This window comes from Micromonospora sp. NPDC049523, from assembly GCF_040676775.1.
Taxonomy (GTDB): domain Bacteria; phylum Actinomycetota; class Actinomycetes; order Mycobacteriales; family Micromonosporaceae; genus Micromonospora_G.
In genome coordinates this window covers 21,505-43,904 of record NZ_JBFAPP010000011.1, presented here as the reverse complement: position 1 = coordinate 43,904, position 22,400 = coordinate 21,505, and the positions used below count along the sequence as shown (strand labels likewise).

The following is a 22,400-nucleotide window of genomic DNA, read 5'->3' as shown; positions in this document are numbered from 1 at the left end:
GCGGGCCGGCCGGGGACCGGTCACCAGTCAAGATCGGTGGTGCTGTGGCGAGTTTCTGCCCCTATAGGGGTAGTGGACCGCCACAGCACCACGGAGTTGGACAGCCCGACAGGGCTGGACACCACCGACCGGGGCCGGACACCAGCACGGTCCCCGGCCGACCCGTGGGCGCGGGTCGGGCGGGGACCGTCCTACTGCTGGTGGTACCTGTTACGTGGGTGTTGCGTCAGCCGTCGGGGTCAGCCGAGGCCGTTCTTGACCGCCGTGATCAGCTCACCGTTGCTGGTGTCACCGGAGAGCTCCCAGAAGAAGGAGCCGCCCAGACCCTGGTTGTTGGCGTACGACATCTTGCCGTTGATGGTGCTCGGGGTGTCGTAGCTCCACCAGTTGCTGCCGCACTTGGCGTACGCGGTGCCGGCGACCGTACCGGTGACCGGGCAGGTGTTCTTGAGGACCTTGTAGTCCTCGTTGCCGGCCTCATAGGTGCCCGGTGCCGCCCCGGTGGCGCTGCCACCCGGTGCCGCCTGGGTCACCCCGGTCCAACCGCGACCGTAGAAGCCGATACCCAGCAGCAGCTTGCTGGCCGGAATGCCCTTGCTCTTCAGCTTCTGGATCGCGGCGTCGGAGTAGAAACCGGCGGTCGGGATACCGGTGTACGACGTCAGCGGCGAGTGCGGGGCGGTGGGGCCCTGCGCGGCGAACGCACCGAAGTAGTCGTAGGTCATCGGCATCAGCCAGTTGAGGTTGTTGATCGCCCCGGCGTAGTCGGTGGCGTCGATCTTGCCGCCGTTGGTGCCGTCCGCGGTGATCGCCGCGGTGACCAGGGCGGAGGAACCGAACCGGGTACGCAGCGCCTGGATCACGTTCTTGAACGCGTTCGGGCCGCTGGCGTCACAGGTCAGGCCACAGGCGTTCGGGTACTCCCAGTCGATGTCGATGCCGTCGAACACGTCGGCCCAGCGCGGGTCCTCGACCAGGTTGTAGCAGGAGTTCGCGAAGGCGGTCGGGTTCGCCGCGGCCTGGGTGAAGCCGCCGGACCAGGTCCAGCCACCGAACGACCAGATCACCTTGATGTTCGGGTACGCTGCCTTGAGCTTGCGCAGCTGGTTGAAGCTGCCCCGCAGCGGCTGGTCCCAGGTGTCGGCCACGCCGTCCACACTGTCCGCCGTCGTGTACGCCTTCTCGTAGTCGGCGTAGCTGTCACCGATCGTGCACTGGCCGTTCGTGGTGTTGCCGAAGGCGTACATGATGTGGGTCAGCTTGGACGCGGACCCGCTGGTGACGATGTTCTTGACGTGGTAGTTCCGGCCGTAGACGCCCCACTGGGCGAAGTAGCCGACGACCTTCTTGCCGCCCGGCGGCGGGTTGGTCGGCGGGGTGGTGGTGGGCGGGTTGGTCGGCGGCCGGGTGGTCGGCGGCGTGGTAGGCGGGGTCGTCGGCGGAGTGGTCGGCGGCCGGGTGGTCGGCGGGGTGGTGGGCGTGGTTCCGCCGCCGCACGAGGCGCCGTTGATGGTGCAGTTCAGCGGAGCCTTGTACGCGCCGGTGCCGTTGTAGCCCCAGGAGAACGAGGCGCCGGGGGCGAGCGCACCGGCCCAGCTCTTCTTGACCGCGACGTAGTGGTTGTTGGTCCGGGTCACGTCGGCGTCCCAGAAGCTGCCGATGGTGGTGCCGGACGGCAGGTCGAACTCCAGCCGCCAGGTGGCGAGCGAGGCATCGGTGCCGTTGGTGATCGTGACGCGGGCCTCGTGACCGGTTCCCCAGTCGGAGGCGGCCGCGAACGTGGTGGTGACGTTTCCGGCGCCGAAGGCCGCGGTCACCGGGACGGCGGCGACCGCCACCGCTACCACGGCGCCGGCCCAGAACGCCCGACGGAGGGAACTTCTCATGCGGCGTCTCCCTGAAAACAGTTAGGAAACTTTCCAAATAGCAAGTGAGACGCTACTCACGGGTTCACCACTCCGTCAAGATGTCCATGTTTCGATTTCCGTATGTCGGCGGATGACCAGGTCAACGGGTAACCTCACGCACATGACGATCTTCGACATCAACCTGGCCGCGCTCGACGGCGGTCCGGCCCGGTTGGATCAGTACCGCGGCAAGGCCGTCCTGGTGGTCAATGTCGCATCCAAGTGCGGCAGCACCCCGCAGTACGCCGGCCTCCAGGCGCTCCAGGACGGCTACGGTGAGCGGGGGCTGGTGGTGCTCGGCGTACCGAGCAACCAGTTCGCCGGCCAGGAACCCGGCACCGCCGCCGAGATCGCCGAATTCTGCTCGACGAACTACGGCGTCACGTTCCCGCTGACGGAGAAGATCGAGGTGAACGGCCCCGGCCGGCACCCGCTCTACGCCGAACTGGTCGACTCCCCCGACGCGGACGGCTACACCGGCGACATCCGCTGGAACTTCGAGAAGTTCCTCGTCGCCCCGGACGGCACGGTCGCCGCCCGCTTCCCCACCAAAACCGACCCCCAGTCCCCCGACCTGACCCAAGCCATCGAACAGGTCCTCCCCCACTAAGCCCCCACCCCACCCCCACCCACCCCCGGAACGCCCCACCCCACCCCACCCCACCCCACCCCCCACCCGCCGACGATCTTGCAGTTGTGGTGGCCAGATCGGGGCATTCGTCGGATTTGCGTACCACCACAAGTGCAAGATCGTCGGGGTGTCCGGGCTCTCCGGGGGGAGGGAGGGAGGGAGGGGTGGGGGGGTTTCGCTGGTCGGAGAATTGGGGCGGGCGGGGCGGGCGGGCGTGATCTGATCACGGCATGAGCCTGGTGGCGGAAAGCTACGGAACCGGTCTGCCGATGCTGTGCCTGCCCGGTTTCAGTCTGGCCGGGTCGGCGATGGTGGCCGCGCTGGAACCGGCCGTGGCCGCCAGCGCCGGCCTGCGCCGGATCTACCTCGACCTACCGGGGACCGGCCGGTCGCCGGGTGGTCCGGAGAACTCCGACGGGGTGCTCGACGCGATCGCCGACTTCGTCGACACCGAGATCGGCACCGCCCCGTTCCTGGTCGCGGGCTGGTCCTACGGCGGCTACCTCGCCGCCGGGCTGGCCCGGCGCCGGCCGGACCAGGTCGCCGGGCTGCTGCTGATCTGCCACGGCACCAGGATCCTGCCGGCCGACCGGGACGTCCCGGTGGCTCCGGTGGTGAGCGAGGAGGCCGACTGGCTGGTCGACGTACCCCCGGACCTGCGCGCCCACCTGTCGGTGGCGTTGGGCAACCGGACCAGGGACGCGGCCGAACGGGTGGCGACGGTGCTGGTCGCGTCCGGGCCGGGCGACGAGGAGTACCTGGAACGGCTGCGCAACACCGGCTACCAGCTTTCCGACGAGACGTCGACGCGGGCTTTCCTCGGGCCGACCAGCCTGATCGCCGCCCGCCAGGACTACATCGCCGGGTACGCCGACCAGTTCCGTGCCCTGGCCAGCTACCCGGCGGCGAGTTACGCCCTGCTCACGGACGCCGGGCACTACCTGCCGTTCGAGCAGCCGGAGGCGTTCCGCGGGTTGACCCTGGACTGGCTCGCCCGGTGCACGGCGGTGCTCGGTGGGCCACCGCTGGACCACCCCGCCGGATAGCAGGGGCAACGAACATCGGGTACGAGGTACAGAATCCTGACCCATGAACGACTTCGACTTTCTCATCGGCTCGTGGAACATAGTCAACCGCCAACTCACGAAGCTCTTCTCCGACAGCGACGACTGGGACACGTACCCGTCGAGCAGCACCTGCCAGCCGGTCCTCGGCGGGGTGGGCAACGTGGAGGAGATCGTCTTCCCGACGACCGGTACCCGGGGGATGACGCTTCGGCTGTTCGACACCGAGCGCAAGCAGTGGTCGCTGTACTGGGCGAACAGCCGTACCGGACTGCTCTACCCGCCGGTGGTCGGCACCTTCGCCGACGGCCGGGGTGACTTCTACGGCGACGACACCCACGAAGGTACGCCGATCAAGGCGCATTTCATCTGGTCCGGCATCACCCCGACCTCGGCCCGTTGGGAGCAGGAGTTCTCCGCCGACGGTGGCCGTACCTGGGAGACGAACTGGGTCATGGAGTTCACCCGGGCCTAGGCACCGGCGCCGCCAGCCGGGTCAGGAAGTCGCGCAGGATCCGGTGCCAGTCGCGTGGGCGTTCCAGGTGCAGGTCGTGGCCGGCGTCGGGCAGTTCGACCAGTTCGCTGCCGGGCAGCCGGTCCAGCATCCGCCGGGCCTGCTCCGCACCGACCACACCCCGACCGGCCCGGACCAGCAGGGTGGGGCAGCGGATCGCCGACCAGTCGGCCCAGAACGCCGTGGCCGACGACTCGCGTACCGACTCGACCATCAGCTCCGGCACGAACCGGGGCCGCCAGCCGTCGACCTCCTCGGCCAGCCCGTCCGCCCAGGCCCGGCCCCGGTCGCCGCCGCCGAAGAAACGCACCGCGTCCGCGTACGACGGGAACGGGACCGGCCAGCGGTCCAGCCATTCGCCGATCCGCCTCGGGTCCTCCCGGGCGCCGCCGGGCCAGGCGTCCACCACCACCAGGGCCCGGACCAGCCGCGGATAGCGGGCCGCGGTGAGCATCGCGGTGTGCCCGCCGAGAGACTGTCCGACCAGCACCACCGGGGCGGCCTGCAGCGCGCCGACCACGGCGGCGACATCGGCGACGTACGCCGAACGGGTCAACTGGGCGGGCCGGCGTTCGCTGCGGCCGTGGCCGCGCTGGTCCAGGGCGAGCACCCGGTGGGTGCCGTCGAGTGCGGCGGCGCTGGCGTCCCACTCCCCCGCGTGACCGGCCAGCCCGTGCAGGAACAGCACCGGTGGTTGCGGGCCGGCCCGGTCGAGACAGGCCAGCCGTACGCCGTCGCGACTCACCGTGCGCCAGTCGCCGACCGCCACCATGGGCACCCCCTCGCAGGTGGGAGCCGCCCACCCCGCCGCCCCGAATTCTCGGCCGGCAACGCGCCGACCAGGCAATATCCCCGAGTAACGATTTGATTACTTGACGTGCTGCACTTGCCTGGGAGTCCGATGAACGGGACTCTTTGGTGCGGAACCGCTCGTTCGGCGCTCGCCGTACCAAGCTGGCCGTACCGAGGAGGCAGCATGCGTTTGTCCCGACCGCACGCCCGTACGCTCCGGCGGATCCTGGCGCTCGCCTGCGCCACCTTGGTCGGCGCGGGTCTGAGCGCGGTCGCGGGCCGACCGGCCGGCGCCGCCGGGGTCGGTTACGTCCGGCTCGCCCACCTGTCCCCGGACACCCCGGCGGTCGACGTCTACCTGGGTACGGCAACCGGATCGGACGAACCACGGGTCTTCCCCGCCGTCGGATACGGGGTCGTCTCGGGTTACCTGACCCTGCCGGTCGGCCGGTACGCGGTCGCGATGCGCCAGGCCGGTGCCCCCGCGAGCACCAAACCCGTACTGACCGCCGAGGTGGCGGTGACCGCCGGGGACGCGTACACGGTCGCCGGGGTCGGCCGCTACGCCGACCTCGGGTTGCGGGTGCTCGACGACGACATCAGCGCGCCGGCCGCCGGGCGGGCGAAGGTACGCGTGGTGCAGGCCTCCGTACGGGCACCCGTGATCGACGTCGCCGCGGCGGACGGGCCCACCATCGCCGACGCCGTACAGTTCGCCACCACCACGCCCTACTCGCAGGTCGAACCGGGCTCGTGGAAGCTGCGGCTGAACAGTGCCGGCGGCACCCCGACCACGGCCGACGTACGGCTCACCGCCGGAACGGTCTACTCGCTCCTGGTGCTCGACGCCGCACAGGGAGGGCTCACCACCGAGTTGCGGGTCGACGCCCGGGGCGGCGAGGTGGTGCCGGCCGGCGGCGTGGACACCGGCGCGGGCGGCGCCCGGGACATGGTCGGCGTCCAGGACGTGATCGGGCTCGAAGCGTCGGAGGCGGGCGATGACCCCGGCCGGGGCTACCCGCTGATCGCCGCCGTCGCGGCCGGCGCGCTGCTGGTCGTACTCGCGGCAGCGACCGTGCTGCTGCTGCGGCGCCGCGCGCGGCGTACCTGGTGAACACCGCGCCGTCCGCGCGTGCCGCCGGGATCAGGCGGCACCGTGGGCGGTGGCCCCATCTCGGGGCGGCGACCGAGCGGCGGATCTGGTTGGCGTTGTCCGGACTCGGCGTCGGAGTCCTCGCGCTGATCACCGGCACCGGGCTGGGCCTGGCCGGGACCGGTCCCGCGACCACGACCGGGGTGTGGCGGGCGGGCTGTACCGCCGGCTGCTCGCCCGACAGCGCGCAACCGCCCGACAGCGCCCAACCTGCGCAACCGCCCGACAGCGCGCAACCGGCGCAACCGCCCACCGGCGCCCGACCGGCGCAACCGGACCCGTCCACCGCGCTCGCCGGCCCGCCGAGCCGGGTACGGATCCCGCGCATCGGCGTGGACTCGTCCCTGGAGGTGCTCGGCCTGGACCGGTCCGGGCAACTGGCCGCGCCGGCCGACTTCGCCCAGGCCGGCTGGTTCGGCGCCGGTACGGCACCGGGCGACATCGGCCCGGCGGTGATCGCCGGACACGTCGACTCGACCACCGGCCCCGCGGTCTTCTACCGCCTGTACGAGCTGCGCGTCGGCGACCGGGTGGAGGTGCTCGGCGGCAAGCGCTGGATCTCGTTCGTCGTCGTGGCCACCAGTCGCTACGACAAGGACGAGTTCCCCACCGCCGAGGTGTACGGCCCGACCCCCGGCCCGGAACTGCGCCTGATTACCTGCGCCGGCACCTTCGACCGCGACACCCGCCACTACCGCGACAACCTGGTCGTCTACGCCGTCGCCACCCCGTAAGGAAGGCGAATCGGGGACCGCGCTCAGATCCGGCGGCGTCCGGGGAAGCCGCAGTCGGCGCGGTGGTACCAGCGGATGTCGTCGTCGCCTTCGAGCCAGCACCAGAGCACCTGGCGGCCCTCCCGCTCGCCGACGAAGTCGAGCAGCACCGGGGCGAAGCCCTTGACCTGGATCTCGTGCTCGTTGAGCTCCTCCAGGATGCCGTGCAGCCGGGCCTCCAGGGCCTTGACCTCCGGTACGCCACCGAGCTGACTCAGCCCGCCGCCGTCCAGATCGGCCCGCAGCTCCGCCAGGTCGGCGCGCAGCAGGATCAGCTCGTCGATCCGGGGGCGCAGGGTGGCGATCAGGTATCTGGCCTGGGCGAGGGTGAACACACCGGACAGTATGGGGCACCGATCGCCCAACCGGGGCAACCCCGCAGTCGGCTAGTCGCTCTGCGCGGCGATCTCCCGAGCCCGGTCCCGGGCCGCCTCCAGCGCGGCGAGCAGAGCCGCGCGTACGCCGTGCTTTTCCAGTTCGCGGATCGCGGAGATCGTGGTGCCGGCCGGCGAGGTGACCGCCTCCCGAAGCTTCACCGGATGTTCACCGGAGTCCCGGAGCATGACCGCCGAGCCGATCGCGGTCTGCACGATCAGGTCGTGGGCGACCTGCCGGGGCAGGCCGAGCAGGATGCCGGCGTCGATCATCGCCTCGACCAGCAGGTAGAAGTAGGCCGGTCCGGAGCCGGAGAGCGCGGTGACGGCGTCCTGCTGCGACTCGGGCACCCGGATGGTCGAGCCCAGCGGGGTGAACATCTCCTCGGCCAGGCTCAGGTGCGCCCCGGTCGCGTACGGGCCCGCGGAGATCGCCGTCATCGCCTGGTCGACCAGGGCGGGCGTGTTCGTCATGACCCGTACCACCGGGGTGCCCTCCGGCAGTCGGCGGCCGAAGAAGCTGGTCGGCAGGCCGGCACAAAGCGAGATCACCAGCTTGTCCGCCGGCACCTTGGGGCCGATCTCGTCCAGCAGCGCGCCCGCGTCCTGCGGCTTCACCGAGATGGCGAGCACGTCCGCCTCGGCGACGGCGGACAGGTTGTCCACCACCCGGATGCCGTACCGGGTGGCGAGTTCCTCGGCCCGGGTCTGCCGCCGCGTGGTGGCCAGCAGCCGGCCAGCCGGCCAGCCGGCCCGCAGCAGGCCGGAGAGCATCAGCTCGCCGATCTTCCCGGTGCCGATCACGGCCACCGTGTGCGCACCCGGTGCCATCTGGTCCCCCATCCTGTCCCGCCTCGTTCCGGTCGCACCGAACCGGGGTGGACTCCGCTCGAACCAAGTTCCGCGGAGTCCACCCCGGCCCGGGTGGTACGTGGCCGATCAGCTACCGAAGAAGACCTCGGCCTCTTCGTAGCGCTCGATCGGTACGGTCTTCAGCTCGCGGGTCGCCTCGGCCAGCGGCACCCGGACGATGTCGGTGCCCTGCATGGCGACCATCTTGCCCCAGTCGCCGTCGTTCACGGCGTCGATCGCGTGCAGGCCGAGCCGGGTGGCGAGCACCCGGTCGAACGCGGTCGGGGTGCCACCGCGCTGGATGTGCCCGAGCACGACCGTACGGGCCTCCTTGCCGGTCTTGGCCTCGATCTCGCCGGCCAGCCACTGCCCGATGCCACCGAGCCGGACGTGCCCGAAGGAGTCCAGCTCCTGGTTGTGCAGCACCATCTGCCCGTCCAGCGGCTGGGCGCCCTCGGCGACGACCACGATCGGGGCGTATTGCTTCTGGAACCGCTTCTCGACGTAGGTGGCGACCTGCTCCACGTCGAACTGCCGCTCCGGCAGCAGGATCACGTTGGCGCCGCCGGCCAGGCCGGCGTGCAGTGCGATCCAGCCGGCGTGCCGGCCCATGACCTCGACCACCAGGGTGCGGTGGTGGCTCTCGGCGGTGGTGTGCAGCCGGTCGATCGCCTCCATCGCGATGTTGACCGCGGTGTCGAAGCCGAACGTGTAGTCGGTCGCGTTGAGGTCGTTGTCGATCGTCTTCGGTACGCCGACCACGTGGACGCCGAGTTCGGTCAGCTTGGTCGCGACGCCGAGAGTGTCCTCGCCGCCGATCGCGACCAGCGCGTCGACGCCCTGCGCGGCAAGGTTGTCCTTGATCCGCTCGACGCCGTTCTCGATCTTGAACGGGTTGGTCCGGGACGAGCCGAGGATGGTCCCGCCCCGGGGCAGGATCCCCCGCACCTCGTCGATGCCGAGCTGCTTGGTCAGCCCCTCCAGCGGACCGCGCCAGCCGTCGCGGAAGCCCACGAACTCGTGACCGTAGGTAGCGACACCCTTACGCACGACCGCTCGGATCACCGCGTTCAGACCCGGACAGTCACCGCCGCCGGTGAGCACGCCGATACGCATGATCTGCTCATCCTCCAGGAGCTTCAGGTAAGCCCAATTCAGCCCCAGGAGCGAAGTCACGTCAGACCATCGGCGTCGTTGCCGGCCCGGGGCGGGCCGTCAATGCGCACTGTAGTCGTCGCGCCGGAGGCAAGCCAGCACGCCTCACGGGCGAGGAGGGACCCGCGTCCGGCTTCGAGCGAGGCCGCCCGCCCGGATCCCGCCCGACCGGGGTTCAGCCGCCCATGGCCCGCCACCGGGCCAGGTTGTGCTGGGCGTCGACCAGCGCGTCATGCCGCTCGGCCGCCGCGTCCGGCAGTGGCGGGCGCCCCAGGTCGTCCCAGCGCTGCCGCAGGTCCTTGGTGAACCGGGGGATCTCCCGGGGCAGGGCCGGCATCGCCCCCCAGAGCTGCGCGAGCGCCACGTGGTCGTACGCGGCGTACCAGGCCCACAGCTCCAGCTTCTCGTCCGGGCGGCCGCGTACCGGCTCGGTGAGGAACTCGTAGAGCTCGTCGCGGATCCGCTCCCGGGAGCGCCAGACCCGGTCGCCGGGTGACGGCAGCTTGTCCAGCACGTTGCGGCGAACCCAGGGCACGGCTCTGGAGTCGTCGAACTGCGTGGAGACGGCGTAGAACTCCCGGCCGTACTCGTCGACGACGCCGATCGAGACGAGGTCGACGATCCGGCCGTCCTCGATGAATTCACAGTCGTAGAAATAGCGGTAAACCATCCCCGCCATCCTCGCCCACCCGCTCCGCGGGTCCGGCGCCGGGGGCGTACCCGATCACCGGCGCGGTCGTCGTGGCGCCACCCGGCGGTCGCCCGGCTGCCACCGGGCCCGGTCTCCCCGCCGCTCACGCGACCGGCCGGACGACGGGCGCAGCACGCTCACCGTCCGGCCGGTCGCGGCACCCCGCGACCCCAATCCGCCACGCCCCCGTACAGCCCCCACCCAGCGGCGGATCTGAGCACAAGAATGCCGGTCGTCAGGACGCAGGACTGTCACAGAAGCGATTCGAGGGGTGTACAGCACGCGACAGGACCGTCATGATCTGATGTGTACCGCTACCGGACAGGTCATCCGGTGTCAGATCATGTTGCTCTCGGGGGCGAGAGCCTCGACCGAAAGCAGACTGTGAGGGGTTGAGCCTTGGAGGTTCGCCTGCCGGAGCCGGGTGACGCGCTCACGGGTGTGCAGATGTTCGCCGGACTCGAACCGGAGGTACGGCAGCGCGTGATCGCTGCCGCGGTCCCGCGCACCTATCGCAAGGGCCAACTGCTCTTCGTCGAGAACGACCCCGGCGAGTCACTCATCGTGCTGCGCCGCGGCGCGGTGGTCGTCTTCCGTACGGCACCGACCGGTGAGCGCGCGGTGCTGTCGGTGATCCGGCCGCCTGACGTACTCGGCGAGGTGTCCCTGCTGGACGCCTCCACCCGCTCGCTGTCGGCCGAGGCGATCGAGGACTGCACCGCGCTCGCCCTGTCCCGCGGCGCCTTCATGGAGCTGGTCCACTCCAACCCGCGCATCCTCGACGCGGTGATGCGCTCGCTGGGCGGACTGATCCGCCGGCTCACCGAGCAGAACGCCGACCACGTCTTCCTCGACCTGCCCGGCCGGGTGGCCAAGACCCTGGTCCGGCTGGCCGGCGAGAGCCAGGCGCCGATGATCACGATCGAGTTGAACCAGAGTCAGCTCGCGGAGATGGCCGGCGGTTCGCGGCAGAGCGTCAACCAGGCGATCGGTTCCTTCGCCAGCCGAGGTTGGCTGCGTACGGAGGGACGCCGGATCGTGGTGACCGATGTGGGGGCGTTGCGCCGCCGAGCGGGCATGTCCGACCGCTGATCGGCGTACACATTCGAGCCGAACGGAACGTGGGGTTCCGCCGGTCGCTCTCGGCGACCAGCGGAACCCCACGGTTCCCGCTCTGTTGCGGCAGCCCGGAATCAGGGCTTGGTGCTGGTCGGGCCGACCCAGTCGGTGTCGGCGCCGCCGCCGGTGCCGCTACCCGTCTCGCCGACGATCCCCTCGGCCTGCAGCCGGGCCAGCGTCGCGGCGTCCACATCGACACTCTCGCCCGCGGAGTGGTTGACACCCGCGTCGTCTGTCCACCCCTGCACCAGCTGGACGTACACCATCGACGTATCTCCCTAACATCGCTCGATCACTTGGCTGCCCGACTGTAGCCGGCAGGCGCTCGGGTCAGCCGGCCGAACGAGTGTCTGCTAGCCAACAGCCCGGTTACCGACACTGGCGCGGACCGGCGATACTCGGCGTTGGCGACCAACACGGCCAGCACCCCGCAACACGGCCAGCAAGCCGCAACCCGGCCAGCACACCGCAAGCCGGGCAGCGACACGACCGGCTCGCCACCAGTGCTTCGGCTGGCGCACCGGTCTGGCTGCGGCAGCACGACCCATCCCGACCCGACTGCGGTAGGAGGACGTTATCTCCGCTCCGTGTGCCAAGTGTGGCCGGATCGCCGCAGCCGAAGACCGCTTCTGCGGCGGCTGCGGCAACGAACTCGTGCCCGCCTGCCCGCACTGCGACCGGCCGTTGGCGACCAACGCGGCGTTCTGCACCTCCTGCGGCAAACCTCGTCCGGGTGGGGCGACCCGGCCGGCGACCACCGCGCAGGAGGACCGGCGGCGGGTCAGTGTCCTCTTCGTCGACCTGATCGACTTCACCCCGTACGTCGAGCGGGCCGACCCGGAACTGGTCCGGGGCATGCAGACCAGCTTCTTCTCGGCCGCCCGCCGCGTCGTCGGTCAGTACGGCGGGGTGGTGGAGAAGTACATCGGGGACGCGGTGATGGCGTTGTTCGGTGCCCCGGTGGCGACCGAGACCGACGCGTTGCGGTGTGTCCGGGCCGGGTTGGAGTTGCAGCGGGTGCTGGCCCGGTTCGCCCCGGCCGATGCCGGCGGGCTGCGGTTCCGGGTCGGGGTGTCGACCGGTGAGGCCTTGGTGGACGTGGCCGCGGCCCGCGACGGCGGGCAGGCGATCGTCGCCGGTGACGTGGTCAATACCGCCTCCCGGATGCAGTCGGTCGCGCCGCCCGGCGGGGTGCTCGTCTGCGGCAACACGTACGCGCTGACCAAGGATGCGATCCGTTACGACGAGCAGCCGCCGGTGACGCTGCGTGGGCGGTCGTCGCCGACCGAGGTGTGGCTGGCGCTGGCACCGGTACGCCGGCAGCACCCCGACCGGGAGCTCGACTCGACCCCGCTGATCGACCGGGAACACGAGCTGGGCCTGCTGGTCAACGCCCTGCACCGGTCGGTACGGGAACGGATCCCGCAGGTCGTCACGGTCTTCGGTCGGGCCGGCATCGGCAAGAGCCGGCTGGTACGGGAGCTGTTCCGGCACGCGGACCGGTTGATCGACGAACCGGTCACCTGGCGTACCGGACGCTGCCCACCGTTCGGCGAGAACGTCACCTTCGCCGCGCTCGCCGACATCGTGAAGTCCGAGGCGGGCATCCTGGACACCGACCCGGCGTCGGTGGCCGCCCAACGCCTCGAGTCGGCGGTCGGCGAACTGGTCGCCACCAACGGCGAGACCGCCCGGGTGGTGGACGCGCTGCGCCCGCTGGTCGGGTTGCCGGGACCGGCCTTGCCGGTGGAGGAGACCGAGTCGGCCTGGCGACGGCTGCTGGTGGCACTGGCCGCCCGGCGGCCGACCGTACTGGTCTTCGAGGACCTGCACTGGGCGGACGAGGCGATGCTGCGCTTCGTGGAACTGCTCGGCGCCTCGGCCCGGGACGTACCGCTGGTGCTGCTCTGCACCGCCCGGCCGGAACTCGTCGACCGGGAACCGAGCTGGGCGGCGAGCATCACCTCGTCGTTGACCATCAACCTGCCGCCGCTGCGCAACACCGGCATCGCCTCGCTCTACGCGCACATGTTCGGCCAGGCCGCGTTCTCCGCCGACATGCTCAGCCCGCTGGTCGAGGTCGCCGACGGCAACCCGCTCTACGCGTATGAGTACGTCCGGATGCTGATCGAGCAGGGTGCGTTGCGGCAGTCGGGGCGGGGCTGGTCGCTGGAGAAGCAGCACGACCTGCCGATGCCGGACAGCGTGCACGCGGTCATCGCGAACCGGGTCGACCTGCTCGACGTGAACGACCGGACGGTGCTGCTGGCCGCGTCGGTGGTCGGGATGCAGTTCTGGCCCGGTGCGGTCGCCTCGGCACTCGGGCAGCCGGTCGAGTCGGTCGAGCGGGCGTTGCGCCGGCTGGAACAGCGGGACTTCGTCCACGAGCAGGCCGGGTCCATCATGGCCGGTCAGCCGGAGTTCCGGTTCCGGCACGTGCTGGTCCGCGACGTCTGTTACCAGCGGTTGCCGCGTACCGAGCGGGTGGCCCGGCACGAACGTACGGCGGACTGGCTGGACGCGCTGTCGCGCAGTCGGGACACCGACCTGGCCGAGGTGCTCGCGCACCACCGCTGGGCGGCGCACGAGATCGCCGGCACGCTCGGGGTGGACACCGAGCGGTACGCCCCGGCCGCGCGGGACGCGCTGCACCGGGCGGCCCGCCGGGCGTACGCGTTGCACGCCCTGGACGCCGCGGCCAGCCACGCGGGCAAGGCGCTGCTGCTCGCCGGCCTCGACGACAAGCTGGACCGGTTGCAACTGGAGTTGCTCAGCACCGAGATCTCGTTCTTCCGGGACGGGCGGGCGTTCCTGTCCGGCGGCGGGACCGAGCAGCTGACCGCGCTCGCCGACCGGCTCTACGCGATCAACGACCAGGGCTCGGCCGCCCGGGCCTGGACCCTGCTCGGGCACGCGGCCTGGCTGCGTGCCGACCGGGCGGCGGCGCTGGCCTGCCTGGACCGGGCGGTGGAACTGTTCGACGCGCTGCCCGACAGCGAGCAGAAGGCCGAGGCGTACGCCGAACTCGGCCGGCTGCACATGCTCAACATGGAACGTGACCCCGCGCTCGCCGCCGCCGGTGCCGCGGCCGACATCGCCGAACGGCTCGGACTGGTCGAGGCGCAGACCAACGCCCGGATCACCATGGCGTCGACCCGGTACTACGCCGGTGACCGGACCGGGCTGGACGAGTTGCACGCCGCCGTGCAGTTCTGCCGGGCGCACAAGCTCCAGGCCCTGACCCGGGCCATGCAGAACCTCGCGTACGCGATGCTGGAGGAGGGCGACTGGGTCCAGTCCAACGCGATGCTCACCGCCGCCGCGGCCGAGCAGGGCGACGAGCAGACGCTGACCACCGGCTACTCCGGCGAGGCGATGCGGGCGTACTTCAACGGCGAGTTCGGCAAGCTCCTCGCCGCCGCCGACGCGTTCGTCGACACCGACCAGGGGCGCTGGGACATGCAGGTCCGCGGCCTGCGCGCCTGCCTGCGGGTGCTGCGCGGCGAGCCGGTGCCGAGCGGCCGGGACAGCCTGGCGAGCCGGGCCGCGCAGGCCGCCGCGCCCACCGGTACGGCCACCGCGTCGGCGGGAGAGACGCCGGGCGGGGCGGCGCAGCCGAGCGGGCCGCAGGCCGTACCGAACCAACCGGTCGCGGTGCCGGTCGGGGGTCAGCAGGTGCCGCTGACCGACGACATTGCCGAGGCGCTGGAGACGGCCCGGCGCAGCGGCTTCCACCGGCTGCACTGGACCGTGCTGGGACCGGCCGCGCTCTGCCGAGCCCTGCAGGGCCGCAGCGCGGACGTGGTCGAGTTGATCGACGAGCTGGCCGACTCCTGGGCACCGGTACCGGCCCTGGCGAGCGGTGAGTGGATCACCGCGGCCGCGTACGCCGCCGCGCTGACCGGGCGGGACCAGGCGGTACGCGTGCGCGGGATGCTGGACCGGGTCACGCACCGTACGCCGTGGGCGGAGGCCGCACTGCGTACGGTCACCGCCGCGGTGGCCGCCGCGGACGGTGACCATCACCGCGCGGCCCAGCTGTACGCGGCCGCGGCGGAGATCTACGCGCAGATCCCGGACGTGACCGACCGGATGCTGGCGCTGGCCCTGGCCGGCGGTGAGCTGAGCCGCTCGGGTGAGCGGGCGACCGCCCAGGTCACGCTCGCCGAGGTACGCGCGTTCGCGCTGCGTAACCAGGCGCCCGGTCTGCTCCGGCTGGGCGGCAACCCGGGTGGCGCGGGCGGCTGGTCGCCGGTGCTCGCCTCCTGAGAAGGCCGGCTCGCGTCTGGGCGGCGAGGTATTCGCCCTTTGCGACGAAGGTCACTTTTCACTCGATCATGAACGGAGTGGAGATCCGATCCGGCGCGGCTCGCGATCAGTCGGTACAGCACGGGCGTCCCTGCCGCGCCGATTCCGCGCCTGCGCGGGGCCGCTCCGCGGGCGGATCTGTCGGGAATGAGCCTACGAAGCGAGTACGGCACGCCACAACGCACTCCCGGAACCCGCTCCTGCCGTGTCACGATTCAAGGCACGGCACGCGCGATCGCGCGCGACGGGGGTCTTGGTCGGGCGCGCGCACGCGCCGGTGAGGGAGGGTATCCAGTGTCACCGGGTGGTGCCCGCCGAGGGCGGCGGGACAACGGGCTCGACGCGACCGAATACGCCGTCGCTGGCGACGTGGACCCACGGGTGGGAGAACACCTGCTGGACGTCCTCGCGGCCGGCGGCATCGCCGCCTACCTGCAGCCATCCGCCGACCTCAACCCGGTGACCCGGACCACCACGGTGCCGGCGCGACCGACCGACCGGCTCTACGTCGACCGGACCCACCTCGCGACCGCCCGGGACTACCTGACCCAACTCGCCGACGAGGGCACGCCGAGCCCGACGCCGTCCCGCCCCGATCCGGACGTGGACGCCGAGTGGGCCCGCATCGTCGCCGGTTACCACGCGGACGTGACCGAAGGCGCCCGGCCGTGGCCGGCGGCCGAGGACGTGAACGCGGAGGAGCCGTCCGACAAGACCGGCTCGGCCACCGGCACCGCCACCCGGACCGGTCAGGAGAGCGCCGGGCCGGCCACCGAGCTACGGCCGTTGCAGTCCGCGACCGACATCTCCGGCATCTCCCTCGACCCCCGGTCCGACCAGGGCTCGCTGCTCGACGGGCTCGACACCTTCGGCGCGGACCTGCCCGACGGCGCCGAGGACCGGTACATCCCGCCGCCCCCGCCGCCGCTGCCGCACGTGTCGAAGTACGCCGTGGCCGGGGTGCTCGCGGTTGTCCTGGGCTTCATCCTCTTCGTCTTCCCCAGCCTGCTGCCGATCGACCGGGGCCTGGTCACGCTGATCGGCTTCGCCGGGATCCTGAGCGGGTTCGTCACCCTGATCTGGCGTCTGCGCTCGGGCGACGAGGAGGACGACGATCCCGACGACGGTGCGGTGGTCTGAGCCTGTAACAGGCAAATAGTGAGATTGATCGCACACAGCGCCCGTGCGTAACACTCGTGTAACTTGATGTCAGTAGGAATACCCCTGTACGTCACCTCTCCTCACTCCCCCTCACGACTGCCCGATCGCGCATCATTCGCGGTGGTCGCCTCGCTCGGAACGAGGTGCCCGAATGCGACAGAGTCCGCTTGTGGTGGTGGCCAACCGGCTACCGGTTGACGACGGTGTGGCGCTCGACGGCGCCTGTGAGTGGCGTCGTAGTCCCGGTGGTCTGGTCGGCGCCCTACATCCCATCCTGAAGAAGACCCCGGCGGTCTGGGTCGGCTGGGCCGGTGGCAGTGGCCCCGCGCCCGCCGTACCCGACATCGACGGCGTACGGATGCACGCGGTACCGCTCAGCGACGAGGACATGCGGGACCACTACGAGGGTTTCGCCAACGCCACCCTGTGGCCGCTCTACCACGACGCGGTCGAGCAGCCCGTCTACCACCGCCGCTGGTGGGAGGCCTACCAACGGGTCAACCAGCGGTTCGCCGAAGCCGCCGCGGAAGCCGCCGAACCGGGTGCGGTGGTCTGGGTGCAGGACTACCACCTGCAACTCGTACCGGGTCTGCTCCGGGCGCTCCGCCCGGACCTGCGGATCGGCTTCTTCCTGCACGTACCGTTCCCGCCGCCCGAGCTGTTCATGCAACTGCCCCGCCGGGCCGAACTGCTGCTCGGCATGCTCGGCGCCGACCTGGTCGGCTTCCAACGGGCCCAGGCGGCGCACAACTTCGCCCAGCTCGCGTCCAAGGTGCTCAAGCTGCCCGCCACCGACCGCCGGATCGCGGTCGACGACCGGGTGGTCCGGATCGGCGCCTTCCCGGTCTCCATCGACATGGCGGAGATGGAGGCGCTGTCCCGCCGCCCGGACGTGGTCCAGCGGGCCCGCCGGCTCCGCGGTGACCTGGGCGACCCGCAGCACGTGATCCTCAGCATCGACCGGATGGACTACACCAAGGGCATCGAGCAGCGGCTCAAGGCGTACAGCGAGCTGATCGCCAACGGACACATCAAGGTCCGCGACACGGTCATGGTCCAGGTGGCGGTGCCGAGCCGGGAACGGGTCGAGCAGTACCAGGTCCTGCGCGAGCGGGTGGAACGCGAGGTCGGCCGGATCAACGGGGAATTCGGGCGGGTCGGCGAGCCGGCGATCCACTACCTGACCCAGCCGTTCGACCGTACGGAGTTGGCGGCGCTCTACCGGATCGCCGACATCATGGCGGTGACGCCGCTGCGGGACGGGATGAACCTGGTCGCCAAGGAGTACGTCGCGGCCCGGGTCGACAACGGGGGCGCGCTGCTGCTCAGCGAGTTCGCCGGGGCGGCGGCGGAGTTCACCCAGGCGTACCTGGTGAATCCGCACGACCTGGAGGGGTTGAAACTGACCCTGATGCACGCGTTGCAGGCGACACCGGCTGATGTCAGCGACCGGATGCGGTCGATGCGCGACCATCTGCGGACGTATGACATTCGGGCTTGGGCTCGGGCTTATCTCACGTCTCTCGATCAGACCGGGGCGTTGGCTGATCGGTTGGCGCCTGCTTGATTTGGTGGGGGTTTCGGGGGCCGGCGTGCCCCGCTCCGAGCGGTCAGGTTGGTTGCGGTGGAGGGTTCGGGGGCGGCGTGCCCCACTCCGAGCGGTCAGGCTTGATCTCTCCGCGGGGCACGCCGCCCCCGAACCCTGACCTTGGTTGCGGTGCGACGGGCGGTGGCGGGTCCGCCGTGGCGGCTTTGGGCCTGCGAGGGCGGCTTGGTCAGGGGGTGGGGAGGTCTTTGTCTAGCCAGTCGAGGAGGGCGTCTACGGGTTCGCGCCAGCGGGCGTCGAGCATCAGGTCGTGGCCCATGCCGGGGAAGAGCAGCGGGGCGGCGTCGTAGCGGCGGGCCGCGCGGGTGAGGGAGGCGGCGGAGACGATCCGGTCGTCGGGGCTGCCGAGGACGAGCAGCGGGGGGTTGCCGACGGGTGGCTCGGGGTCGCGGTGCAGCAGCAGTTGCCACTGGGCGCGTGCGGTGGCCCGGCCGAGTCGGGTGGTGTAGTCGGCGGCGGTCGCGGCGGGTAGTTCGCGGCTGAACAGTTGGCGGCGGTTGAGCCGCAGCCGGCCGCCGAAGATCGCGGGCAGGGTGCCGGCGGGGTTGCGCCGCAGGGCGCCGCCGAACGTGCCCCAGCCACCGAGCACCGGCGCGACCAGCACGCCGGCCCTGGCCGGATAGCGGGCCAGCGCGTGCGTCACCACGAGCGCACCAGCGCCGTGCCCCACCAGCACCGTCTGCCGCGGCAGGCTCGCCGCCACCTGGACCACATCATGGACGTACGCCCGCAGCGACGCCTTCGGCGCCGCGCCGCTGCCGCCGTGCCCGCGCAGGCTCACCGCGTGCGCCGCGAACCCGCGCGTCGCGCAGTGCTCCAGCCAGTGCTCGGCGAACGCCCAGGCGCCGTGACCGAAGCCGGGTACGAACAGCAGCGGCGGCTTGCCCTCGTCGGTCTCCGGGGTGGCGCTGCGCACCTCACGGCGTACGGGTGGGACCGGGTTGGCCCAGTCGCGCGTCCGGATGATCCGGGTGCCGGCCGCGCTCATTTGCTGACCTCCAGGTCGTCGAGGACGGTTTGCAGCTCGCTCAGGTAGTCGCGGTGGCCGATCTCGAACCAGTGCCGGGTGCTGTCCTTGACCTTCGCCGAACTCCACCTGCGGGCGGCGCCGGCCTCCACTCGGGCGGCGAAGGCGTTGGCCCGGTCCGGCTCGGTCTGCTGTACGCGCAGCCGGCGGGCGATCGCCACCGTCTGCCAGTGCACGAGCGGGAAGATGCCGGAGTCGGACTGGAGCAGGCCGGCCACGGCCAGCGTGGGGTGGCGGCGCGGGAACGCGTTGAGGTAGAGCGTGGGCCGGCCGGAGTTGTCGTCGCCGAGGAGTTTCGGGTCGAGGAACTCGAACTTCGGCAGGTAGCCGGTGGCGAGCACGACCAGGTCCGGTTCGATCTGCTGCCCGTCGGAGAGTTCCACGCTGTGCCCACGGAACCGGGCCACGTCCGGTACGGGGGTGATGTCTCCGTGCCCGACGTAGTAGACGAGTTGGCTGTTCGCGATCGGGTGCGTCTCGTAGATCTTGTGATCGGGTGCGCGCATGCCGAACCGGGTCAGGTCGCCGACGGTGAGCCGCAGCGTACGGGCGGAGAACCACTGACGCAGGCCCATGGGGAGCCTGGCGAGTCCGGCGTTGACCTGGTCGGTCGGGCGGCCCAGCACGTACTTGGGTGCGTACCAGTAGCCACGGCGGGTGGAGTGCCAGCACTTGGCGGCCTGCTGGGCGGCCTCGACCGCGATGTCGCAGCCGGTGTTGCCGGCCCCGATCACCAGCACCCGCTTGCCCCGCAACTGGGTGGTGTCCTTGTACGCCGACGCGTGGATGACCTGGCCCCGGAACTCGTCGAGTCCCTCGTACGCGGGGATCTTCGGGGCCCAGTTGTGCCCGTTGGCGACCACCACGGCGGCGTAGCGGGAGGTCCGTTCGGCGCCGTAGCCGCCGGTGCTGCGGGTGGTGACGTCCCAGCGGTTGTCGTCGGCCGGTTCGACCCGGACCACCTCGGTGCCGAACCAGACGTCTTCGCGCAGGTCGAAGTGGTCGGCGTACCGCTCCAGGTAACCGAGAAGCTGGCTGTGGTGGGGGTAGTCCGGCCAGGAGTCCGGCATCGGGAAGTCGGGGAACTGGGTGAACGGCTTCGACGAGATCAGGTGCGTGCTGGCGTAGACCGGGCTGCGGTCGTGCCGCCAGTTCCAGGCCCCACCGACGCTGGTTTCCCGTTCGTAGCAGTCGACGCCGAAGCCGTACTCTTTCAGGTTCTTGATCGCGGCCAGGCCGCTGGCACCGGCGCCGATGACGCAGACGGTGCCGCCTCGGTCGTAGACCGGGCGCCCGTCCGACCGCAGGGTCGCGCCCGTTTCGGAGCTGTCTTGGCCAGTGGAGGTGGACACCGGGAATCTCCTTTTGTCCGGCACGAATGCCGAGTGCTGCCGAATCCTCTCGGCTCGCGTGACCCTTTGTCCAGCCCGGGGCCCAACGTTTGGTCATTCCTCCGGATCGACGTACGGCGGTTCCCCGGTCCGGTGGTGCGGGGCGCGGTGCTCAGGCTTTGCCGGTGGCCGGGTCGTGGGCTGGGAGCAGGAGGTCGGCCAGGACCGGGAAGTGGTCGCTCGCGCGGCGGGTCTGCGGGGTGTCGACCACGTCGTAGCCGGTGACGACGATGCGTGGGTCGACGAAGAGCGCGTCGATCCGGTCGCGCGGGTCGACGCACGGGAACGTACGCGCGTCCGCCCGGCCGGCGGCGACCGCGGCATCGGTCAGCCCGTCGGCGATGGTGCGCCAGGCGGCACCGCCGGAGTTCTCGTTGAGGTCGGCACCGAGCACCACCGGCAGGTCCAGTTCGGACAGTTCCCGTTTGAGCAGTTCGGCCTGGCCTGGGCGTTCGGTCGGGTCGGTGCCCAGGTGCGAGCCGGCGACCACGAACGGGGCGATGGTGGCGGAGCCGACCGCGCATTCGGCGAAGATCGCGCCGCGCATGTGCCGGCCCGGGGTGAGCGGGAACTGGCGGTGCCAGGTTCGGCGGACCCGTACCCGCAGGCTGGTCAGGACCAGGTTGCCCAGGGACGGGAGCCCGCCGCCGCCGACCACCAACCCGAGCGCGTCGGCCAGGGCACCGGTCTTGTGTCGCCAGCGGAACCGGCGGGGTCCCTCCTGCACGATCACCACGTCCGGCTCGGCCTCCCGAACGGTCGCGGCCAGCGCCGCCACGTCGTCGCGCTGGCCGTGCACGTTGTACGACAGCACCCGCAGGCGTACGCCCGCGACGCTCGCGCCGGACGGTTCTGCCTGTGTCACGCCGGGTACCCCTTCGCTCATGCTGGCCGGGACTCGGGTCGAGTCGGCTACCGGCGCCGGGCCAGGTCGGCGGCGCCGACCATGCCGGCGGTGTTGCCCAGTTCGGCCGGGCGGATCTCCGCCACCGCCAGTCGGGAGCGCTGTGCCAGCGTTTCCATGAAGGCCTGCTGGGTCGGGCCGAGCAGCAGGTCGCCGGCCTCGACCACGCCTCCGCCGACAACCAGCACCTCGGGGTCGAGGATCTGCACCATGTCGGCGAGTCCCAAGCCGAGCCAGTGGCCGATCTGGGCGAACGCCTCGCAGGAGATCGGGTCGCCCTCCTGGGCGGCGCTGGTCACCATCGGTCCGGTGATCGACTCGACCTCGCCCCCGGCCATCTCGAGCAGCCGGGTGGCGCGGGCCGGCGCCTGACGCGCTCCGGCGCGGGCGAACCGGACCAGGGCCCGGCCGCTGGCGTACTGCTCGATGCAGCCGAGCCGGCCGCAGCCGCAGAGGTGCCCGTTCGGTACGGACAGGGTGTGGCCCAGTTCGGCGGCGATGCCGTGCGCTCCGCGTACCAGTTCGCCGCCGAGGACGATGCCGCCGCCGACGCCGGTGCCGATGGTCAGCATCACCATCGAGTCGTTCGCGTGCCGTGCGGCGCCGTGCCGGAACTCGGCCCAGGCGGCCACGTTGCCGTCGTTCTCCACGATCACCGGCAGGTTGACGGCCGCGCTGACGTAGTCGCGGATGGGCTCGTCGCGCCAGGCGATGTTGGGTGCGAAGAGCACGATCGAGCGGCTGGCGTCGATCCAGCCGGCCGCGCCGATGCCCACCGCCTCGATGTCCCGACCGGTGGCCAGTTCCGCGACGACCTCGACGATGACGTCGCGGGTCTTGGCGACGTCATCGGCGGGGGTGTCCCGCCGGGTCCGTACCAGGACATTGCCGTCGGCGTCGACGACGCCCGCGGCCACCTTGGTACCACCGACGTCGACTCCGATGGTCAGCGTCACCGCCGCCGCTCCCCTCTGTGCT

General features: G+C 71.3%; 20 protein-coding genes. 9 read left to right on the top strand and 11 right to left on the bottom strand.

What is annotated here, in order from left to right; genetic code table 11:
- Positions 1-239: 239 nt before the first annotated feature.
- Positions 240-1,886, bottom strand: a complete 1,647-nt coding sequence (locus AB0J90_RS18790; protein WP_363597415.1) for a glycosyl hydrolase family 18 protein — start codon at positions 1,884-1,886, stop codon at positions 240-242.
- A gap of 142 nt (positions 1,887-2,028) precedes the next feature.
- Between AB0J90_RS18790 and AB0J90_RS18785 the strand changes: the two genes are divergently transcribed.
- The 3 genes from AB0J90_RS18785 (at position 2,029) to AB0J90_RS18775 (ending at position 4,077) form a co-directional block, all read left to right on the top strand.
- Complete coding sequence (locus AB0J90_RS18785; RefSeq protein ID WP_363597413.1) at positions 2,029-2,517, top strand: glutathione peroxidase; 489 nt, start codon at positions 2,029-2,031, stop codon at positions 2,515-2,517.
- A 251-nt stretch (positions 2,518-2,768) separates the two neighbouring features.
- On the top strand, positions 2,769-3,584 hold the full coding sequence (locus AB0J90_RS18780; RefSeq protein WP_363597411.1) for an alpha/beta hydrolase: 816 nt from the start codon (positions 2,769-2,771) through the stop codon (positions 3,582-3,584).
- Positions 3,585-3,627: 43 nt separating this feature from the next.
- Entirely contained in the window at positions 3,628-4,077 is a 450-nt protein-coding gene (locus AB0J90_RS18775; RefSeq protein WP_363597409.1) for a hypothetical protein, read from the top strand.
- Here the strand turns inward: AB0J90_RS18775 and AB0J90_RS18770 are convergent.
- Complete coding sequence (locus AB0J90_RS18770; protein WP_363597407.1) at positions 4,064-4,888, bottom strand: alpha/beta fold hydrolase; 825 nt, start codon at positions 4,886-4,888, stop codon at positions 4,064-4,066. The genes AB0J90_RS18775 and AB0J90_RS18770 overlap by 14 nt on opposite strands.
- Before the next feature lie 204 nt (positions 4,889-5,092).
- On the opposite strand from AB0J90_RS18770, the gene AB0J90_RS18765 reads away from it, so the two are divergent.
- Positions 5,093-6,022: a DUF4397 domain-containing protein gene (locus tag AB0J90_RS18765; RefSeq protein ID WP_363597405.1), complete on the top strand. Its 930-nt coding sequence runs from the start codon at positions 5,093-5,095 to the stop codon at positions 6,020-6,022.
- A complete protein-coding gene (locus AB0J90_RS18760) occupies positions 6,019-6,795 on the top strand; it encodes a class F sortase (protein WP_363597403.1) in 777 nt (258 codons plus the stop codon). Before AB0J90_RS18765 ends, AB0J90_RS18760 begins: the two co-directional genes overlap by 4 nt.
- A gap of 23 nt (positions 6,796-6,818) precedes the next feature.
- On the opposite strand, the gene AB0J90_RS18755 is transcribed toward AB0J90_RS18760, so the two are convergent.
- From AB0J90_RS18755 to AB0J90_RS18740, 4 genes are all read right to left on the bottom strand, one after another.
- Complete coding sequence (locus tag AB0J90_RS18755; RefSeq protein ID WP_363597401.1) at positions 6,819-7,169, bottom strand: DUF2203 domain-containing protein; 351 nt, start codon at positions 7,167-7,169, stop codon at positions 6,819-6,821.
- 51 nt (positions 7,170-7,220) lie between these two features.
- On the bottom strand, positions 7,221-8,039 hold the full coding sequence (gene proC / locus AB0J90_RS18750; RefSeq protein WP_363597759.1) for a pyrroline-5-carboxylate reductase: 819 nt from the start codon (positions 8,037-8,039) through the stop codon (positions 7,221-7,223).
- A 108-nt stretch (positions 8,040-8,147) separates the two neighbouring features.
- Complete coding sequence (locus tag AB0J90_RS18745) at positions 8,148-9,176, bottom strand: 6-phosphofructokinase (protein WP_363597399.1); 1,029 nt, start codon at positions 9,174-9,176, stop codon at positions 8,148-8,150.
- A 214-nt stretch (positions 9,177-9,390) separates the two neighbouring features.
- On the bottom strand, positions 9,391-9,885 hold the full coding sequence (locus AB0J90_RS18740) for a polyadenylate-specific 3'-exoribonuclease AS (protein ID WP_326563211.1): 495 nt from the start codon (positions 9,883-9,885) through the stop codon (positions 9,391-9,393).
- Between the two features lie 420 nt (positions 9,886-10,305).
- On the opposite strand from AB0J90_RS18740, the gene AB0J90_RS18735 reads away from it, so the two are divergent.
- A complete protein-coding gene (locus AB0J90_RS18735) occupies positions 10,306-10,998 on the top strand; it encodes a Crp/Fnr family transcriptional regulator (protein WP_121155877.1) in 693 nt (230 codons plus the stop codon).
- A 101-nt stretch (positions 10,999-11,099) separates the two neighbouring features.
- On the opposite strand, the gene AB0J90_RS18730 is transcribed toward AB0J90_RS18735, so the two are convergent.
- Positions 11,100-11,291 (bottom strand): hypothetical protein, encoded by a 192-nt coding sequence (locus AB0J90_RS18730; protein ID WP_363597397.1) that lies wholly within the window; start codon positions 11,289-11,291, stop codon positions 11,100-11,102.
- A gap of 310 nt (positions 11,292-11,601) precedes the next feature.
- On the opposite strand from AB0J90_RS18730, the gene AB0J90_RS18725 reads away from it, so the two are divergent.
- The 3 genes from AB0J90_RS18725 to AB0J90_RS18715 all read left to right on the top strand — a co-directional run bounded on the left by AB0J90_RS18725 (position 11,602) and on the right by AB0J90_RS18715 (position 18,061).
- Entirely contained in the window at positions 11,602-15,294 is a 3,693-nt protein-coding gene (locus AB0J90_RS18725; protein WP_363597757.1) for an adenylate/guanylate cyclase domain-containing protein, read from the top strand.
- 333 nt (positions 15,295-15,627) lie between these two features.
- Positions 15,628-16,473: a DUF308 domain-containing protein gene (locus AB0J90_RS18720; RefSeq protein ID WP_363597395.1), complete on the top strand. Its 846-nt coding sequence runs from the start codon at positions 15,628-15,630 to the stop codon at positions 16,471-16,473.
- A gap of 172 nt (positions 16,474-16,645) precedes the next feature.
- Entirely contained in the window at positions 16,646-18,061 is a 1,416-nt protein-coding gene (locus tag AB0J90_RS18715) for a trehalose-6-phosphate synthase (protein WP_363597393.1), read from the top strand.
- A 208-nt stretch (positions 18,062-18,269) separates the two neighbouring features.
- Here AB0J90_RS18715 and AB0J90_RS18710 read toward each other — a convergent pair whose 3' ends face one another.
- The 4 genes from AB0J90_RS18710 to AB0J90_RS18695 all read right to left on the bottom strand — a co-directional run bounded on the left by AB0J90_RS18710 (position 18,270) and on the right by AB0J90_RS18695 (position 22,378).
- Positions 18,270-19,088 (bottom strand): alpha/beta fold hydrolase, encoded by an 819-nt coding sequence (locus tag AB0J90_RS18710; protein ID WP_363597391.1) that lies wholly within the window; start codon positions 19,086-19,088, stop codon positions 18,270-18,272.
- Positions 19,085-20,479, bottom strand: coding sequence for an NAD(P)-binding domain-containing protein (locus AB0J90_RS18705; RefSeq protein ID WP_363597389.1), 1,395 nt, complete (start codon positions 20,477-20,479; stop codon positions 19,085-19,087). The genes AB0J90_RS18710 and AB0J90_RS18705 overlap by 4 nt, the downstream gene beginning before the upstream one ends.
- Positions 20,480-20,630: 151 nt before the next feature.
- The gene (locus AB0J90_RS18700; protein WP_363597387.1) at positions 20,631-21,383 is read right to left on the bottom strand and encodes an endonuclease/exonuclease/phosphatase family protein; all 753 of its coding nucleotides are present in this window, start codon (positions 21,381-21,383) and stop codon (positions 20,631-20,633) included.
- A gap of 47 nt (positions 21,384-21,430) precedes the next feature.
- Positions 21,431-22,378 (bottom strand): ROK family glucokinase, encoded by a 948-nt coding sequence (locus AB0J90_RS18695; protein WP_363597385.1) that lies wholly within the window; start codon positions 22,376-22,378, stop codon positions 21,431-21,433.
- Positions 22,379-22,400: the final 22 nt, after the last annotated feature.

Excerpts from the sequence above, each read along its gene's own strand:
- AB0J90_RS18715 (WP_363597393.1), top strand. The coding sequence starts at position 16,646 with ATGCGACAGAGTCCGCTTGTGGTGGTGGCCAACCGGCTACCGGTTGAC.
- AB0J90_RS18770 (WP_363597407.1), bottom strand. The coding sequence starts at position 4,888 with ATGGTGGCGGTCGGCGACTGGCGCACGGTGAGTCGCGACGGCGTACGG.
- AB0J90_RS18765 (WP_363597405.1), top strand. The coding sequence starts at position 5,093 with ATGCGTTTGTCCCGACCGCACGCCCGTACGCTCCGGCGGATCCTGGCG.
- AB0J90_RS18785 (WP_363597413.1), top strand. The coding sequence starts at position 2,029 with ATGACGATCTTCGACATCAACCTGGCCGCGCTCGACGGCGGTCCGGCC.
- AB0J90_RS18775 (WP_363597409.1), top strand. The coding sequence starts at position 3,628 with ATGAACGACTTCGACTTTCTCATCGGCTCGTGGAACATAGTCAACCGC.
- AB0J90_RS18730 (WP_363597397.1), bottom strand. The coding sequence starts at position 11,291 with ATGGTGTACGTCCAGCTGGTGCAGGGGTGGACAGACGACGCGGGTGTC.
- AB0J90_RS18740 (WP_326563211.1), bottom strand. The coding sequence starts at position 9,885 with ATGGTTTACCGCTATTTCTACGACTGTGAATTCATCGAGGACGGCCGG.
- AB0J90_RS18790 (WP_363597415.1), bottom strand. The coding sequence starts at position 1,886 with ATGAGAAGTTCCCTCCGTCGGGCGTTCTGGGCCGGCGCCGTGGTAGCG.
- AB0J90_RS18745 (WP_363597399.1), bottom strand. The coding sequence starts at position 9,176 with ATGCGTATCGGCGTGCTCACCGGCGGCGGTGACTGTCCGGGTCTGAAC.
- AB0J90_RS18780 (WP_363597411.1), top strand. The coding sequence starts at position 2,769 with ATGAGCCTGGTGGCGGAAAGCTACGGAACCGGTCTGCCGATGCTGTGC.
- proC (WP_363597759.1), bottom strand. The coding sequence starts at position 8,039 with ATGGCACCGGGTGCGCACACGGTGGCCGTGATCGGCACCGGGAAGATC.
- AB0J90_RS18710 (WP_363597391.1), bottom strand. The coding sequence starts at position 19,088 with ATGAGCGCGGCCGGCACCCGGATCATCCGGACGCGCGACTGGGCCAAC.